The sequence below is a fragment of the Actinoplanes oblitus genome (genome assembly GCF_030252345.1).
Classification (GTDB): Bacteria; Actinomycetota; Actinomycetes; order Mycobacteriales; family Micromonosporaceae; genus Actinoplanes; species Actinoplanes oblitus.
This window is the reverse complement of record NZ_CP126980.1, coordinates 7,375,612-7,392,404: the sequence shown is the minus strand read 5'-3', so window position 1 is coordinate 7,392,404 and position 16,793 is coordinate 7,375,612. Positions and strand designations below refer to the sequence as shown.

Here is a 16,793-nt window from a genome sequence, read left to right as displayed (position 1 = left end):
CTTCTTGTAAAGACGCCTGCCGGTTCAACCGCGCCGCGTCGCTCGGCGACGCCACAGGTAGCCGGCCGCGATCAAGCCGATCAGCACGGCGACCAGCGCCGCCGGTGCCACGCCCGAACCCGTCCGCCGGCAGTCCGTCGCCGGGTCGTCGCGGGTGAGCGCGCACGCGATGAGCTCACCCTTCGCGGCGCCGTACGTCTGCCTCAGCGCGGCCCGCAGCTCCTGCCACTGATGTCGGGTCTCGACGATCGCGCCGGTCACCGCCTTCGCGAAATTGGTCAGCACCAGGCCGCGCCGGGTGGCCGGCGCCGTCGTGCCGCCGGTGTCCGGATCGACGAGGCCGTTGTCCTTGTTGAGCGCGGCGTGGGTGACGCGCCCCGCGCACGCCCCGGTGCCCGGGACGCTGTCCTTCAGGACGAAGCACCCGGTGGCCAGGTCGCCGGGCACCGCCGGGGTGCCGGTGCCCCGCAGATCGAGGACCGGGCTCGGGGCCGGCCGGTTCAGGCCCGGCGGATTGCCGGCGCCGGGCGGCAGTGCGGGATCGGCGTCGTCGGCCCAGTTGCTGTGCGCGTAGAAGTCCTGCACCCCGTGCAGGGCCCGGCCGAAGGCCTCCAGCGCCTCGCACTTCGCCCGCGGCTCGCTCTTCGGGTCCAGCTCGCAGTCGGTATCGAGGGCCACCTCCGCGCCGGCCAGCCGGCCGTCGCCGTCGAGCACGCCGCCCGCGCTGGTGACCGCCTCGGCGAAGCGGCGGCGCAGGTGGGCGACGCATCGGAGCAGGGCCGCGGTGGCCTGGTCGCGGGTCCGCGGGTAGCCGCCGGCGAGGAAGTCGGCGTCGTCGCAGTGTGCCGCCGGATCGGCTATCTCGGTGCTGTCCGGCGCCCCGACGGCGCCGAACTTCCGGTCGTGGCCGGCGAGCTGGGCCGTCGAACGCGGGGCGAAGCAGTCCGCGCGGAATCCGGCGCCGGTCCGGCAGGCGATCGCGGCCCGGGTGATCCGTTCGTGCTCGCGGTGCTGGCCACCGCCCTCGATGGTCCCGAAAGCGGCAGCCTCCCGGTACTGGCCACGGCCCTCGATCGCCCCGGAAGCGGCAGCCTCCCGGTACTGGCCACGGCCCTCGATCGTCCCGGAAGCGGCGGCCGGTGCCGGCGCCAGGGCCACGGCGCTCGCGAGGGCGGCCGCGGTGAGCGCTCGAAGCCATCGCATCCCGCAAGGGTCCCCGGGGCGGGGGTGGCCGGAGACCACCCGGGCGGGATGAACGCTCCTTGACATCCGTTCTTCTCGATGAAACATTGATGAAACTTTCCTGAGAGCGCTCTCTCGCCATTGCTGCACTTCACGAGGAAGTAGGACGGCCCATGAGAGTTGTCCACCGCCGCCGCCGTGGCGGCCTGGTCGCGGCCCTGACACTGCTGGTGATCGCGGCGCTCGGCGTGCCCGGCGTCGCCGCCGCGGCCGCCGTCGCCGGCAACCCGATCGCCGGTCCGGGCGGCAAGTGCGTGGACGTCAGCGGCGACGACACCGGCGTCAACGGCACCGCGGTCCAGCTCTGGGACTGCCAGGCGACCAGCGCCGACCAGCACTGGAGCTGGAGCGGCAGCGCGCTGACCACCATCGGCCGCTGCCTCGACATCACCAGCGGTGGCACCGCCAACGGCACCAAGCTGCAGCTCTGGGACTGCAACGGCACCGGCGCGCAGCAGTGGACGCAGCAGGGCGACGGCAGCCTGCGGAACCCGCAGTCCGGTCGGTGCGTGGACTCGCCGAGCGGGGCCACCGCCAACGGGACCCGGCTGCAGATCTGGGACTGCAACGGCACCGCGGCGCAGAAGTTCACCGTCACCACGCCGGCGAACCCGGGAACCTGCCCGGCGTACTCCGACAATCCCGACTTCGGGCCGAACGTGCACATCTACGACCGCTCGATGTCCGACGCCGCGATCCAGGCCTCGCTGGACAGCGTCTTCAACGCGCAGAAGGACACCGCCTCGGCGCAGTTCGGCACCCGGCGCGACGCGCTGGTCTTCAAGCCGAGCGGCACGCCGTACAACGTCGGCGCGAACATCGGGTTCAACACGTCGATCCTCGGCGTCGGCCAGAACCCCGACGACGTACGCATCAACGGCGCGGTCACCGTCGACGCGTTCAACGCCAGTGACGCCGGCAACGCGACCCAGAACTTCTGGCGCTCCGCCGAGAACCTGTCGGTGAACACGAACGGCGGGACCAACCGCTGGGCGGTCGCGCAGGCCGCGCCGTACCGCCGGATGCACGTGATCGGCGGGCTCAACCTGTTCCCGGCCAGCTACGGCTGGGCCAGCGGCGGATACATCTCCGACTCGAAGATCGACGGGACCGCCGAGTCCGCCTCCCAGCAGCAGTGGTACACCAAGGACAGCATGCTGGGCTCGTGGAGCGGCTCCAACTGGAACATGGTGTTCTCCGGCACCAGCGGCGCCCCCGCCACGAACTTCAGCACCAACCCGGCGAGCGGGCCCCGCTACACCACCCTGGCCAGCACGCCGGTGTCGCGGGACGTGCCGTACCTCTACCTCGACGCGGCCGGCAAGTACCGTGTCTTCCTGCCCGCGCTGCGGACCAACGCCAGCGGGCCGAGCTGGGCGGGCGGCAGCACCCCCGGCAGCTCCCTGCCGATGAGCACGTTCTTCGTCGCGCGGCCCGGTGACTCGGCGGCGACGATCAACACGGCGCTCGCCAACGGGTGCAACGTCTTCTTCACCCCGGGCATCTACCACGTGGCACAGACCCTGCACGTGACCAAGGCGAACACCGTGGTGCTCGGCATCGGCTACCCGACGATCATCCCGGACAACGGCGTGAACGCGATGGACGTCGCCGACGTCGACGGCGTACGCCTCAAGGGCCTGCTCTTCGACGCCGGCACCACGAACAGTGACACGCTGCTCAAGGTCGGCCTCGCCAAGTCGGGCGTCTCGCACGCGGCCAACCCGGTCACCGTGCAGGACGTGTTCTTCCGGATCGGCGGCATGGTGGCCGGCAAGGCCACCAACAGCCTGGTCGTCAACGCCAACAACACGATCGTCGACCACACCTGGGCCTGGCGCGCCGACCACGGCGCCGGGATCGGCTGGACGGTGAACACCGCCGACAACGGGCTCACCGTCAACGGCGACAACGTGCTGGCCACCGGCCTGTTCGTCGAGCACTACCAGAAGAACGAGGTGGTCTGGAACGGCGCCAACGGCAAGATCGTCTTCTTCCAGAACGAGATGCCCTACGACCCGCCCAACCAGGCCGCCTGGATGAACGGCTCGCAGAACGGCTACCCGGCGATCAAGGTGGCGTCCGGTGTCAGCACGTTCGAGGCCTGGGGGCTCGGCAGCTACTGCTTCTTCAACGTCAACAACTCGGTGTCGTCGCTGCGCGCCTTCGAGGTGCCGGCGGTTCCCGGCGTGAAGTTCCACGACATGGCGGTGGTCTCGCTCGGTGGTGTGGGCACCATCTCGCATGTCATCAACGACACCGGTGCCGCGGCGAACTCCGGCAACACCAACTCCTACCTGCTCAACTTCCCGTAGGCGCCGAGGTGGCCGGGCCCGCTCGACCGGGCCCGGCCGCCGGGTACCGGGCCGGGCGGGCTTCGCCCGGCTCGGCGGGGGCGTGCCGGGGGCGTACCGGAAGCGTCTGCGTCGCAAGCGACAGCGGACCCGGCGGCGGTAGGGTTGGCATCGGTGGTGATCACCCGCAGGTCGCCGGGGTGCCCCAGGTTCGCCGGGCGGGGCGGTGGCGGGCACAATGGGAGGGTTGTTGGCCCGGGGACATCTGGAGGAACGGTGGCGCTAGAGGTACGGCCCACGAAGTGCGTCGTGGCGGTCGACGGCCCATCGGGCTCCGGCAAATCCACTGTTTCCCGGCGGCTGGCGACCGCTGTCGACGGGGTGTACCTGGACACCGGCGCGATGTACCGCGCGGTGACCTGGGCGGTGTTGCAGGCGGGTGTGGATCTGGCCGACCAGGACGCGATCGCGAAGATCGTGCTGGAGACCGAGCTGTCGATCGGCACCGACCCCACCGCGCCGCATTTCGCCGCGAACGGGACGAATGTCGACGCGCCGATCCGCGGCCCCGAGGTGACCGGCGCGGTCTCCGCCGTCGCCGCGGTGCCGGCGGTCCGCAAGCACCTGGTCGCCCTGCAGCAGGCGATCATCGCGTCGCACCCGAGGATCATCGTCGAGGGCCGCGACATCGCCTCGGTGGTCGCCCCGGACGCCGACCTCAAGGTCTACCTGACCGCCTCGGCCGCCGCCCGCGCCGCGCGGCGCAGCGCCGAGGACGCCACCGAGGTGGCGGCCACCGAGGCGGACCTGGCCCGCCGCGACAAGCTGGACAGCACCCGCGCCACCGACCCGCTGCGCCAGGCCTCCGACGCCATCGAGGTGGACACCACCGGAATGGGCATCGACGAGGTCGTGCGGCACCTCCTGAGTCTGCTCGACAGCAAGGTAAGTAAGTGACTGAGTTTCCCGCCGGCCTCGACATCAACGACTTCGAGGGCGGGTTCGACTTCGCCCCCTCGTCAGAGGACTCCTCCGCCGAGGACTCCCTCTCTGGCCCGGCGCCGGTTGTCGCCGTCGTGGGCCGTCCCAACGTCGGCAAATCGACGCTGGTCAACCGCATCATCGGCCGCCGCCAGGCGGTGGTCGAGGACGTCGCCGGGGTGACCCGTGACCGGGTGCCCTACGACGCCCAGTGGAACGGCCGGCGGTTCACCGTCGTCGACACCGGCGGCTGGGAACCGGACGCCAAGGATCGCGCCGCCGCCATCGCCGCACAGGCCGAGATCGCGGTGCAGACCGCCGACGTGGTGATCTTCGTCGTCGACGTGACGGTCGGCGCCACCGACGTCGACGAGGCCGCCGTGAAGATGCTGCGGCGCAGCCACAAGCCGGTCATCCTGATCGCCAACAAGGCCGACAACCAGAACCTCGAGCTCGAGGCGGTGTCGCTGTGGTCGCTCGGCCTCGGCGAACCGCACCCGATCTCCGCGCTGCACGGCCGCGGCTCCGGCGACCTGCTCGACCTGATCCTGGACGCGCTGCCGCCGACCCCGCCGGTGGTCGAGGGCGGCCCGCGCGGTCCCCGCCGGATCGCCCTGGTCGGCCGCCCCAACGTGGGCAAGTCCAGCCTGCTCAACCGCCTCGCCAACGAGGAGCGGGCGGTCGTCGACTCGGTCGCCGGCACCACCGTCGACCCGGTGGACAGCCTGGTCGAGATGGACGGCGAGATCTGGCAGCTGGTCGACACGGCGGGCCTGCGCAAACGCGTCCACCAGGCGTCCGGCACCGAGTACTACGCGTCGCTGCGCACCGCCGGCGCCGTCGAGGCGGCCGAGGTGGCGGTCGTGCTGCTCGACTCCGGCGAGGTGATCAGCGAGCAGGACCAGCGGGTGATCACCCAGGTCATCGAGTCGGGCCGCGCGCTGGTGATCGCCTTCAACAAGTGGGACCTGGTCGACGCCGACCGCCGGTTCTACCTGGACAAGGAGATCGACCGCGACCTCAAACGGGTGACCTGGGCGGTCCGCGTCAACATCTCGGCCAAGACCGGCCGGGCGGTGGACAAGATCGCCCCCGCGGTCCGTCGCGCCCTGGCCTCGTGGGAGCAGCGGATCCCGACCGGTGCCCTCAACCAGTGGCTCACCGCCCTCACCCAGGCCACACCGCACCCGGTCCGGGGCGGCCGCGCCCCCCGGGCGCTGTTCGTGACCCAGGCGGGCGTGGCGCCGCCGCGCTTCGTCCTCTTCACGACCGGGCCGTTCGACGCGGGGTACCTGCGCTTCATCGAGCGCAAGCTCCGGGAGGAGTTCGGCTTCGAGGGGACGCCGATCGAGCTGTCGGTGAAGCCGCGGAAGAAGACCGGGCCGGGGGGCCGCGGAAAAGCTCACGGGTGAGGTTGGTAGTCTGTAGGAGATGTCGCGCCGGGCTGAGGTTCGGGGCGGGATCGGGCTGTAGCGCAGCTTGGTAGCGCACTTGACTGGGGGTCAAGGGGTCGCAGGTTCAAATCCTGTCAGCCCGACGCAGGTCACGGCACTTATTCCGCTAGTCGCGGGGCAAGTGCCGTTTTGCGTTTGGGGGCAAGCTGGGGGCAAGGAACCTGGCGGCGTTCTTCGTCGGTCCCGGTAGAAACCTGATTAGAGATCGCCTGCCCCCAGCACTCCGGCCGGATCTGGGTCAGCAACTTTTTCAACGGGCTCAGCGAACTTGGCCCGCCGACCCGCCGGGCGATCTCCGGCGCCAGCATCCGCGGCCATTCGGCCAGTAACGTCCGCACGGCGCTGCGTGATGCAGTTGTTGTCGAGTTGGAGTGGGACCCAGTGATGGCTGGCCAGCTTGCCGACGTGGCCATTCGCCGCTGGCGCAGCTTCGAGCGTCGCTGCAAGCCCAACAAGCGCATGACAGAGTTGCGTCACTAAAAGTCCCTAACACGATCTCTTAGTGGGTCCAGTTGATCAGGCGGCGCCAGCAGATCAGGACGCAGGCGAGGCTGACGAAGCCGTCGTGGATGTCGAGTCGGCGTTCCCAGCGCACGGCGAGCCGGCGGAACTGGTGGAGCAGGGCGAAGGTCTGCTCGACGACGTAGCGCAGTCTGCCCAGACCTTTGATCCCGGGGGTTTTGGGCCTCGGGATGATCGGCTCGGTGCCGCGTTCGCGGCAGGCCTGACGGAATGCCGCGCTGCTGTAGGCCTTGTCGGCCAGCAGGGTCGCGAAGCGCCGCCGAGGGCGGCCCGGGCGTCCGGCGATCGGCGGGTAGCAGTCGAGCAGGTCGAGGGCGCGTTTGATGTCGGGAACGTTCGCGCCGCTGGTCAGCACGTAGATCGGGGTGCCGTTGCCGTCACAGATCAGGTGGTGTTTCGAGCCGGGTTTGCCGCGGTTGACCGGCGACGGGCCTGTCCCGGCACCCCCTTTTTCGCGTCGATGTGACTGGCGTCCATCGCCGCTCTCGACCAGTCGATCCGGTTCGCTGCGTTCAGCTTGGCGAGCAGTATGCGGTGGACCTGGTCGAACACCCCGGCCTCAGTCCAGCGTTGCAGCCGTCGCCAGCAGGTCATTCCGGAGCCGAAGCCGAGTTCCTGCGGCAGGTCCTCCCAGCCGCTCCCGGTGTGCAGCACGAACAGGATGCCTTGCAGGCACAGCCGGTCCGGGACCGGCCGCGGACCCGGCGACTTCGCCGGCCACGGCGGTAGTACCGGCTCGATCAGCTTCCACAACTCGTCACCGATGACCCACGCCTTGCTCACGACGACCGAACGAGAATGATCTTTACCTCGCAACGCTGATCAACATCGATTCAGCAGATCGTGTTAGGAGCTTTAAGACCTTTTGCAGGGACTTCGGCAGGCTTCGCCCATTGACGTTCTCTACCTGACCGAATGATTTCGACCGGCTGTTGCCGCGCTTGGGCGAGCTGTTGAGCCGGGCCGGCTCTTGAATGCCGCTTGGGTTCAGCGGCCCGGTGCTGGACGCTCTCGGTGACCGGTCGGTGTGGGGCAGTCGGATACCGCAGCCGGCAGGCGTGAACCGACAGGCCGCGGCCGCCCCCTGCACCAAGTTCCTTTGAAACACGCCTTAGCGCGGTTAGCGAATGCCGATGTGCCCGGCGAGGCGCCGCAGCGGCGCCGGCGTTGGGGTCGGCGAGTACAGCAAAGTGGTGACGAGTTCTCGGACGCTGGCCCGGTTGACCTCTTCCGGGGCGTGCCGGTGCGCGGCGAGCAACGCGTTCGCGGCTTTGTCAGCCCGGCCGTGCGCCGCCCACGCGCGGGCGGTGTCGACCAGGTACCGGCCGTACCGCTCGACCGTCGGCAGCTGGGCGGGGTTGACCGCCGCAGCGGACTGCAGGGCGGCGCCGGTGTCTCCGAGTGCGGTGTGGACCCCGTGGTTTTGTTCGCGAGTTCCGGGTTCTGTCCCGTGAAGAGTGATCGATCTTCAAGTTGATGAACGCCAGGCGCGTTCTGTGAACGGGTGGCCGGGCGACATACTGCTGTGATGGAGTACCAAGAGGCCTTCCCAGACCTCGCCGATGTCTATCTCGAGGACTCATGGGTGCTGGGAATTGCGTCCACGGAGCGCGATGTCGCCTTCCAACTGGACGCAGTCCTGACCCCGAGTCATCCTCTGTATCAGCCGCCTGCGCCTGGTGAGCAGCACTGCTACCGACCAGCGCGGCTCTCGGTTTCCAGCAGGAAACTCCGACTGGATCGTTCTGAGCTGCCGGCCGCGACCGACGCCTCGGGCGATTCGGACTTCGGGAACGTTGACGTGGTAGCCCATGTGGTCTGGGACGGCGAGCCCGCCTGGGAGATGAGCGGGGACTGGGGCATCCTCCGGTCTGTTGAGCCGTCCGTGAGCCTCACCTTCGATTGATGAACATGATCAGCTAGGTTTCATTAGGCGAGCAGGACTCGTTTGCGGAGTAGGTCGAAGCCGGCTCGGCCGTACATCTGTCGCTCGATCACCTTGATCCGGTTGACGTTGCCCTCGACCGGTCCGGAGCTGAACGGCAAACTCAGTCCGGCGGTCACGGCGTCGAAGGCGGAGGTCACGCCTTTGACGGTTCGGTAGGTCGGAGATATGACGTATCCGGCTGGTGGTGGCATGAACGCGGCAGCCCGGGTCCGGCGTGAGAAGGTCCGGATTCAGGCCGCGTCCTTGTTCGAAGAGTCCCGACCGACCCCGCAGATCGCGGCTGAGCTGCGGGTTTCTAAGAAGTCCGTTCGGCAGTGGCGGCGGAAATGGGCGGCGGGCGGCACCGCTGCCCTGACGTCGGCCGGCCCGGGCGGCTCCGACTGCAAACTCTCTACTGGCCAGCAGAAACAACTCGCGGACATCCTCGATGAAGGTCCCTTGGTCCATGGCTGGCTGGACCCTCGCGCGGATCGTCGAGGTCATCGAACGCCGTTTCGCGGTCACCTACACGCTGCGCGGTGTGTCGTACCTGCTGCACCGGATGGGCTACAGCCAGCAGGTCCCGACCCGCCGGTCGATCGAGCGGGACCCGGAGGCGATCGCCGGCTGGTACCGCAGGCGGTGGCCGTCGGTAAGGGGTTAGCGGCGGCCCGCGGCCCGCGGCCCGCGGCGCGTGGATCTGCTTCCAGGACGAGGCAGGCCAGGTGCTGCGGCCGCCGGTGAGCAGACCTGGGCCCGGCGCGGCCGGACACCGGTAGTCGAGGTGTCTGGCAAGGGCTCCGGCCGGATCTCGGCCGCCGGCCTGGTATGCCTGCGCAGCCCGGACAGCGCGGCCGGCTGATGTGGCGCACGAACTGCACCGTGGACGCAAAGGCGAACGCGGCAGCTTCAGCGAGGACGACTACATCGCCTTCCTCGACCAGGCCCACCAACGGCTGCAGGCGCCGATCGTGCTGATCTGGGACAACCTCAACACGCATGTCAGCCGCCGCATGCACGCCCTGATCGCGGCCCGGAAATGGCTCACCGTGATCCGCCTGCCGTCTTACGCGCCCGACCTCAACCCCACCGAAGGCGTCTGGCGCTGGATGAAACGCGGCCTGACCAACATCGCCGCCCACGGCGTCGACCACCTCGCTGACCTGGTCAGACAACGCCTACGCGCCTGTCAGCAACAAACCGATCTCCTCGCCGGGTTCTTCGCCAACACCGGCATGACCCTCGACCCGGAACTACCGTGACGACGCGAACCTCAGCCTTTCAACCTCTGTAGCGACTGCAAGGGTTCAGGCTCTTTCCAGGTACCAATCCAGCCAAGAACGTTGAAACGAGTTTACCATCGATGCCGCGTCCCAGGCTTCGAGTATTTCGCTTTTGCTCCAGTTGGCGGCGGTAGCTTGGGGTGCTACGAATGAGAAGATATCGTAGCCTTCGTATGGCGTAGTTGCGTGCGCCATTGCTGCAATGCCATCTGCCGGGGTTAGTGACCATTTTTGAGAGATTGCTTTGGCGATTAGCGCAGTATAGCGGATCTCCCGCTCATCGTCCTGCAAAGCCAGCTGGATTTTGTCCTTGCTGAATTGCTTGGAAGCCCAGAGGGATTCGAATGCGATGCTTCTGACGCCCGAGCATGGGTCGCTCAATGCTTTATCGATAAGCCTGCGAGCTTGCGGGTCGTCCTGCTGGCGCTGGACCATCACCTGCAATATCGCCGCGCGAGTGGCGTGATCTTTTTGGTCCCACAGGCGTCGGAGAAGGTGGGCTATAGCTGGATTGTCTGCCCACTGATTCGCCAGCACGACCGTTGCTCGGTCTGAACCGCTGACGGCTAAGGCCGCAAGCCCGTCCTTCGTTAAGTACTTCAGACTGGCATCTGTAGATGCCAGTCGTGTCAAAATTTCTTGGCCTATATCAAATACGGAGCAGCCGCAGCGTGATACCGCTGCGTGTGTGGTGTCCGCATCCGGCCACCTGGCAGCCAGTGCCTTAGTTGCTAGAACTACCGCCCATGAATCCGGATCTCTCGAGGCGCTAATCAGCAGCTCGTGAACTCGTTCGTGGGCTGTCCACAGGGCAAGCCATGAGATGGCGCCTCGGCGAATCCACTCGGAGGGATCGTTGAGCGCATCGCCCAGAATCTCTAGCGTTGTGTCCGAGCCTGGATTGCGTTGGACTATTCTTGCGTAGGCTACGTGGCGAATCAATGCCTCCTCGTCCGATAGTGCACTAGATAGAAGTTCGTCTGTTTCAGGGGCGTCCGGCCAAAGCCAAGTGAGCGCATCAAGTCCGACTCGCCTCGTTAACCAGTCTGCATGATTCAATGTAACCAGAACGAACTCGCGGGCCTTCGCGTCGTTCGTGCTGGTGTTGCATAGCCGCCTCAATTCAAAGATTCGAGAGATACGGCTTTCGGGCGCGGTTGGCGACCTTTGCGAAGAGATTTTCTGTTCGTCTACCTGCAGCTTTTTCTCGAGGTCTTGCAGGAAGTAATGTACGGTGACGTTTGGATCCGTGTGGGCGGCCCGGACCGCGACGGTGGTGGCAGCGCTCGAGGGTTGAAGTAAAACGAGTCCCTCAAGTGATGCCCGCCGCACGTCCTCATCCGGGTCGCAGCAAGTGCGCTCGAGGATAGGAACAGTTCGGCGACCGCCGCCCCAATAAGTAACCACCAGGCGGAGGGCGGCTACGCGCACCGGATAGCTCGGGTCCGCAACCGCCTGGGACGCTATGGTGAAGGCCTCAGGGCGGTGGGGTGCGAGCTCAATCAGTGCAGTAAAGGCAGCGAGGCGCACGGTCGCATCGGTATCGGCAAATGCATTGACAAAAAACTGGTAATCATCCTCGCTGGCGTCGAGCAGGCGCGCGCGTGCTTCTATAGCGGCGGAGCGGACGTCGCTGTTGGGATGTAGCGCCGCTTTGGTGAGGATCGCCTGGTGTGCCGCCGGGTCGAGTTCGGCGACGGTAAGTGCCCGATGGGCTGTTTGCCGGACGACGGGGTCAGAGTCGGTGAGTCCGCGAATAATGAGATCGTGGGCGGATGCCGAGGTGGGGTCTTCGAGGACGGACTTTTCCAGTGCGAGGAGGCGGTACAGCGAATCCGGGGTCCGGGATGGGTCGCATGGAAGGCCCGCACGCAGCTCTGGCCACCGTCCAGGCCGGGACAGATCCCAGGCGACTCTAGCGACGCTGGCGTCCAGATCGGCAAACGCAGTCTGAGCCGGCACCCGATGGCTTGGCCAGGCTACGGCTAGGTTCTGGAGGGCAGTGATCCGTACGAATGTCTGTTGATCCCCAGCCAACCCGGACAGCGCCCTGAGCGCTACGGGCGTATCTGGCCAGCTCGCGCAGACTGCGTCAGCCGCTGCCTGCCGAATCGTCTGCTGCGGATGCATGAGCGTCTCGGCGATGTGGCGAGGCAATCCGGGGTCGCTGATGTGTCGCCGGCATAGCGTGCTCCAGCCAAGCCCGCGAATGCTCCAGTCATTGGTCCGGCTGGCAATGGCAGCTCTCTGAAAGCTAGCCGTGGTCGGATCCACGAACAATGACTCCAGAGCTATCATGCGGACGACATCATGGATGCTGATCACACCTCGTTCACGCTCGGCTACCGTCAACGGATGTTCTGGCCACGCCGCCAACAGCTGGGCAAGTGCTGCCGCACGGATCTCCCAACTCATGTCCCGGCAGGCTGCAGTGATGTCCTCAACGACTCCCGGAATGGTGTCTCGGCGCAGCGCGAGCCCGGAGTATGCGAGCAGCCGGACGCTGCCGTCCAGGTCGGTGCAGGCCTGGCGGAGGACCCCAGCAAGGGTTGCACTGTCGTGCGCCCCGTGACTGGCTAAGAGAACCGACTCCAGCAGCGCGCGCCGATGCGCTCCGGTGGCCTCGCGTGGTGACGCCTCCGATGCATTTCTATTGCTGACCGCGCACGTCATTGCAAGGTTCAAGGTGGCGGCGAGTGCCCTGATCTCCGGGTGAGGTTCGGTCCAGGCCTGAGTGAGCAGCTCGGCACGTCGGGCCTCACTGTCGGCGATCATAAGAGAGATCGAATAGGCGGTATGTCGGATAGATGCGTCCGCATCCAGCCTGCCTTCGCTAAGAATACTCCTGGTGAGCGGATCATCCGGCCAGCGAGCGGCCACAGACTCGATCGCGACTCTGCGAAGGTTCCGGTCTTCGACGCGCGCCATTCGAGCAAGCAGCTCTTTTACTCCAGAGCGATCCTCACCGAATCGTGCGGCGACTTTCACCGCCTCGAGGCGTACGCCATCGTCGATGTCAGAGCACAGCCGGATAGCAAGCGGCAGCACGTCGGGCATGCGATGCGCGAGGGAGTTCACCGCGGTGACTGCGGCAAGGCGGACCGTGTGGTGCGGATCGGTCATAGCGCGCCGAAGGGCCGGCTCGCAGATTTCCGGGACGTCGGCGACCATGCGCTGCAGAGCAGCTCGTCGCACGCCGGGTGTGGGATCATTCGTAACCACACCACCGAGCAAGGCCGCGAACTCTTCCGGCGCTGAGATGGGATCACTGCGAATAGTCAGCGCGGTGACTCGCACGTCGCCGTCCGGATCTCGCAACGCCAGGTCAAGGACCGCGGCCGTATCCGGATGATCGGACCACCGGAGAGCCATCGTCGTGACCGCCAACCGACGAACCGAGGCATCCACGTCACGGGCCGCGAGTCGGACCGCCGTGACAGTGCCATCAAGCTCCGTCCAGCGGCTGGCTAACAGTTCGAGCGCGGTGCGCCGGACATCCTCGTCGAAGTCACGCAGGCCTCGGTGCACTAGGGCGAGTACGGTATCGTCCGGGTCTGGCAACGACACCAGCAGCCGCAACGCGCTCTGCCGCACCTGCCATGCGGGATCATCACAGGCCGAGTTCAATAGCGGGGTTACCTCAGGCTCCGCGGGCCAGGTCGAGGCGATCGTCGATGCTGCCGCGACGCGCACGTTGTGCGCCGCGTCTGAGCGCAGGGCGCGGGCCACAGTGGAGAAGGCCTCCGGAAACGCCTCACCACATTGAGCCAAGCCTTCTATCGCCGCCCGCCGCACCGTGGAGTCATGATCGTAGAGTCCATGCTGTAGGACGATGTGCGTCTCGGCTCGTTGAGGCCAACGGGTCAGCAGCAGCTCAAGGCTTGATCGTCGTACGGACGGTGAGGGGTCGTAGCGGGCGTCGGCGAGCGCTCGGACCGTATCGTCGTCGTTTTCCCATGCGGCGTGCAGAGCGTGTAGTGCGGCCTCTCGCTGTTCCGGAATGCTGCCGTAGGCGTTGGCGTGCATCAGGTCGCGTACCGGTTGATCCTCAGGGAAGAGAGCAGAAACTAGGCGCGCTGCGACCTTTGCCGCTGGAGCGGCGATCGTGAACTGGCCTTGTGCGACGAACCAGTCGAGTATGCGATCCCGGCCTGGCCACCCAGCGACCGATTTCAAGGACGGCACTATCGATTTTTCCAGGAGTTTGAGCCGGCCATCACCGTCGAACGACCGGTCCGGGGTTCGGATCAGATCGATGACCGCTTCCAGAGTCCGCTCGGCTGGCCCGGCTGCCGCGTTGACGTTGCGGATCTCGGCGATGCATTGCGCCGCGAGAGCAACAGCGGCCGGGGGTCGGCGGTCAAGCGCCGACGAACGGTATGAACCGGGGCTGTTCAGGAGACTATCAACGATACGGCCAGCCACCGTTGCGTCGACCATCCCGGCTATCAGCCGGAGCACCTCGGTCCAAGCGGGATCTTCTTTGCGCTCGCCGAAGACCTGGCCAATGAGCTCATTCTCGGACAAGCTGCGGGATTTCTCGAAGCGGGTGACGATCTCACTGGCCGCGAAGAAGTCGAGTAGGGCACGGTGGACGAAGCCGTACACCCGGGGACCGTACCGGGCAAAGATGAAATTCCGCTCCCGGAGCTGACGCATCATCGCGTCGGCGATACGGTCTGCCGCGCCGGGCTCGTACAGGAACCGGTCCTGGAGGTAGCCCTTAATCTCCGCTGCCAGATCCGAATCCGTCAGGTTGTTGCCTGCGGAACCGTGGCTGCCCGCCTGCATCCGGATGGCGAGCCGACGAAGTAGATCCTTCTTGTCATCCTCGCGCATGGCCAGCGCCTCAATGTCCTGATCAAACAGGTGTTTGTTGACGTCCCAGTGCTGCACCAAGACGCCCGCCGCGTGGTCGTAGACCTTCCACCTCTCGCGGGGCAGTTCTTGGTGCTTGCCGATGATGGCCAGAATGGTAAGAAGCAGGGGATTGCCGGCGAGTTCGCGAATCGGCGCCGACTCGGTGATGGCCTGACCAAGACGTTCACGCCGGGAAGCGGCAACAGCAGGCCGGTCGCCGAGCACCAGTTCGTACCAGCGCTGCAGGAATGTATCAATCTTTACGGGTGTGAGGTCCTGCACGGAGTAGTGCGCGAAGCCGGCGTCGGTGAGCACTCGCTGCCGGTAGCCCACCGAGCGCGAAGTGACGATGACTCGCGCTTTGGGGAAGCGGGCCGCGAACCCGGCGATCCGACGGCACACCACTTCCCGCAGGCGCGGATTGAACACTTCGTCGAGCCCGTCGAAGAGCACCAGGACCCGGCCGTCGTCGCGCAGATACGATTCGATCGTTCGTTCGTCGAGTCCGAGTTCCTCGGTCCGCTTCAAATAGTTGAGGTAGGCAGGGAAGGTTTCGTACTCAGCTGAGTTAACTGCGTAGTCGCGTAGCTCGATGAGGATCGGTCGCCAGCCCGCCAGATGCTGCAATGGTCCCTCGGTACGGCCTTCGGCGAGGGCGAGGACCAGATACCGGGCAAGCGTCGACTTGCCGGCGCCTGGGTCGCCCAGGACAACGCAGGTACGGGTGACGGGGGCAGTCAGCGCCTCGAAAGCGGGTCGCGCTCGGCCCTTGCGCCGGGAGTCGCGCATCTGCTCGAGCAGCGCGCGGTCGAGTCCGCGGGGCAGATCTGGGATGTCCGTCTCGGCAGCGACCTCCAGCCGTCGCTGGATTTCCTTGGGCAGCTCAGCTGTAGGGATCTCCTCACGCACATCCGGCTCGACGAACACGTCGCGAAGCGCGATCTGCAGATTCTCGTCACGATCCGGCGGCGTCAGAGCCTCCAGATCGAGCCTGCGGTACTGCTGAATCAATCGGGCTGCGTAAGCGTTCCACTCGCCGACCGCACTCGGATACGGGCTCTGCCAGGACACGCTCCGGGAGCGCAGCCAGACGGCGACCGCTTCGGACGCCTTGGCTCGTAGATCACTAGCCGAGGAAAATTGAACGCATGAGTGCTCCCGCTGGAGTCGCTCCCGGAACTCGGTGACCGGACCTATTGCATGAAGATCCATAAGCGCTGGAGCCCAATGCGCTTCTGCATCCAGAACGAAGATCAGCCGAGTGAGGCCCGCTTCCCCGGCCGCCTCGTACTCAAGCTCGGTGACCGACCGCTCCTGCCCGTCCGGGATTGGGCCGTAACGCCAAGCCTGAACACCGATGTAGAGATCCGCTGAGCAAAGGTCGGCCAGGCACCTGTCTAGCGGCCGGTCCTCCTGCTCCGCGTAGGCGCCCATGATGGCTTCGTCGAGACCCATCTGCTGCAGAGCTACACGGATCTCGGCGCGGCACTCTCGCAGGTCAGAAACGGTGGATGACAGATAGACTCGCGGTCGTGCTGATCCAGTTTCAGCATCGGAGCCGTCTGCGGCCCCCGGGCGCACGTGGCCGTCCATACTGACGACGATGTTGCGGTCGCCGGTGATCACCCAGCCAGCCGCCGAGCCGACCGAACGGTCACCGTGAACCTGCCCTGCCGGTTCTGTCACTGCAGACTACCGTGACCCATGGTGTTGTTATCGCCGGTGATCACCGAGCCTCCCGCGGAACCCACCGAGCGGTCGCCGGTCACCACGATGCTGTCACTGACCGAACCGGCCACCGAGCGGGAACCTGACGCCGTCGCCTGCTGTGCCTGCCGCAACAGGTGAGCAACGTCAGCCAGCAGTTCCGGCGACCCGGCCAAGGCCTTGCCGACTCTTAGCCGCAGCGCTGCATGGGTGTCCATGTCATCGGGATCCGCAACCAATTCTTCGACTGCACCGGCAACCGCATCACCCTGCGCCGAGCCTTGCAGCCGCTCCACCAGCCGGCGACCCCAGCCGGCCGCCTCCTGCGCTGCGACATCCTCAGCCTGTGACCACAGTCGCTTGCCCAAAGACTTCGCCGCTGCCACCACATACGGCACCAACGCTGCAGCAACCTGCGACGCGGACTGCGGATCAAATACAAGACCGAACGGGTCCACAAGCCCCACCCAACATCACGGATCGAATCTTGCCGAATACGAATCGTAGCGGGCAAGGGCAAATC

11 protein-coding genes, 1 tRNA gene and 1 pseudogene are annotated in these 16,793 nt (G+C 66.5%); 8 read left to right on the top strand and 5 right to left on the bottom strand.

Going from position 1 to position 16,793, the window contains the following annotated elements; genetic code table 11:
• Window positions 1-24 precede the first annotated feature (24 nt).
• Entirely contained in the window at window positions 25-1,203 is a 1,179-nt protein-coding gene (locus Actob_RS32870; RefSeq protein ID WP_284915761.1) for a CinY protein, read from the bottom strand.
• 152 nt (window positions 1,204-1,355) lie between these two features.
• Here Actob_RS32870 and Actob_RS32865 point away from each other — a divergent pair, with 152 nt between their 5' ends.
• From Actob_RS32865 to Actob_RS32850, 4 genes are all read left to right on the top strand, one after another.
• A complete protein-coding gene (locus Actob_RS32865) occupies window positions 1,356-3,557 on the top strand; it encodes a ricin-type beta-trefoil lectin domain protein (protein WP_284915760.1) in 2,202 nt (733 codons plus the stop codon).
• A 255-nt stretch (window positions 3,558-3,812) separates the two neighbouring features.
• A complete protein-coding gene (gene cmk, locus Actob_RS32860) occupies window positions 3,813-4,493 on the top strand; it encodes a (d)CMP kinase (protein WP_284915759.1) in 681 nt (226 codons plus the stop codon).
• Complete coding sequence (der, locus tag Actob_RS32855) at window positions 4,490-5,929, top strand: ribosome biogenesis GTPase Der (protein ID WP_407653463.1); 1,440 nt, start codon at window positions 4,490-4,492, stop codon at window positions 5,927-5,929. Before cmk ends, der begins: the two co-directional genes overlap by 4 nt.
• 51 nt (window positions 5,930-5,980) lie before the next feature.
• A tRNA-Pro gene (locus Actob_RS32850) sits at window positions 5,981-6,054 on the top strand.
• 416 nt (window positions 6,055-6,470) lie between these two features.
• Here Actob_RS32850 and Actob_RS32845 read toward each other — a convergent pair.
• Window positions 6,471-7,276 (bottom strand): IS5 family transposase gene (locus Actob_RS32845; RefSeq protein ID WP_284915758.1). Its coding sequence is split into 2 segments (ribosomal slippage): window positions 6,471-6,946 and window positions 6,946-7,276, totalling 807 coding nucleotides; the frame shifts between segments, so codons are not numbered across the junction.
• Window positions 7,277-8,021: 745 nt separating this feature from the next.
• Here Actob_RS32845 and Actob_RS32840 point away from each other — a divergent pair.
• A complete protein-coding gene (locus Actob_RS32840; protein ID WP_284915757.1) occupies window positions 8,022-8,399 on the top strand; it encodes a hypothetical protein in 378 nt (125 codons plus the stop codon).
• A 23-nt stretch (window positions 8,400-8,422) separates the two neighbouring features.
• Here the strand turns inward: Actob_RS32840 and Actob_RS32835 are convergent, their stop codons facing one another.
• Window positions 8,423-8,578: a hypothetical protein gene (locus Actob_RS32835; protein WP_284922553.1), complete on the bottom strand. Its 156-nt coding sequence runs from the start codon at window positions 8,576-8,578 to the stop codon at window positions 8,423-8,425.
• 28 nt (window positions 8,579-8,606) lie between these two features.
• Here Actob_RS32835 and Actob_RS44140 point away from each other — a divergent pair.
• From Actob_RS44140 to Actob_RS32825, 3 genes and pseudogenes are all read left to right on the top strand, one after another.
• Window positions 8,607-8,783, top strand: a pseudogene (locus tag Actob_RS44140) (helix-turn-helix domain-containing protein); the annotation flags it as partial.
• 103 nt (window positions 8,784-8,886) lie between these two features.
• Complete coding sequence (locus tag Actob_RS32830) at window positions 8,887-9,084, top strand: helix-turn-helix domain-containing protein (protein ID WP_284915756.1); 198 nt, start codon at window positions 8,887-8,889, stop codon at window positions 9,082-9,084.
• A 199-nt stretch (window positions 9,085-9,283) separates the two neighbouring features.
• Window positions 9,284-9,682, top strand: a complete 399-nt coding sequence (locus tag Actob_RS32825) for a transposase (RefSeq protein WP_284915755.1) — start codon at window positions 9,284-9,286, stop codon at window positions 9,680-9,682.
• Between the two features lie 45 nt (window positions 9,683-9,727).
• Here Actob_RS32825 and Actob_RS32820 read toward each other — a convergent pair whose 3' ends face one another.
• Together Actob_RS32820 and Actob_RS32815 are read right to left on the bottom strand one after the other, a co-directional pair.
• Window positions 9,728-16,249 carry a HEAT repeat domain-containing protein gene (locus Actob_RS32820; RefSeq protein ID WP_284915754.1) on the bottom strand — a complete coding sequence of 2,174 codons (6,522 nt, stop codon included), beginning with the start codon at window positions 16,247-16,249 and terminating at the stop codon, window positions 9,728-9,730.
• Window positions 16,246-16,728 (bottom strand): hypothetical protein, encoded by a 483-nt coding sequence (locus tag Actob_RS32815; protein ID WP_284915752.1) that lies wholly within the window; start codon window positions 16,726-16,728, stop codon window positions 16,246-16,248. Before Actob_RS32815 ends, Actob_RS32820 begins: the two co-directional genes overlap by 4 nt.
• Window positions 16,729-16,793: the final 65 nt, after the last annotated feature.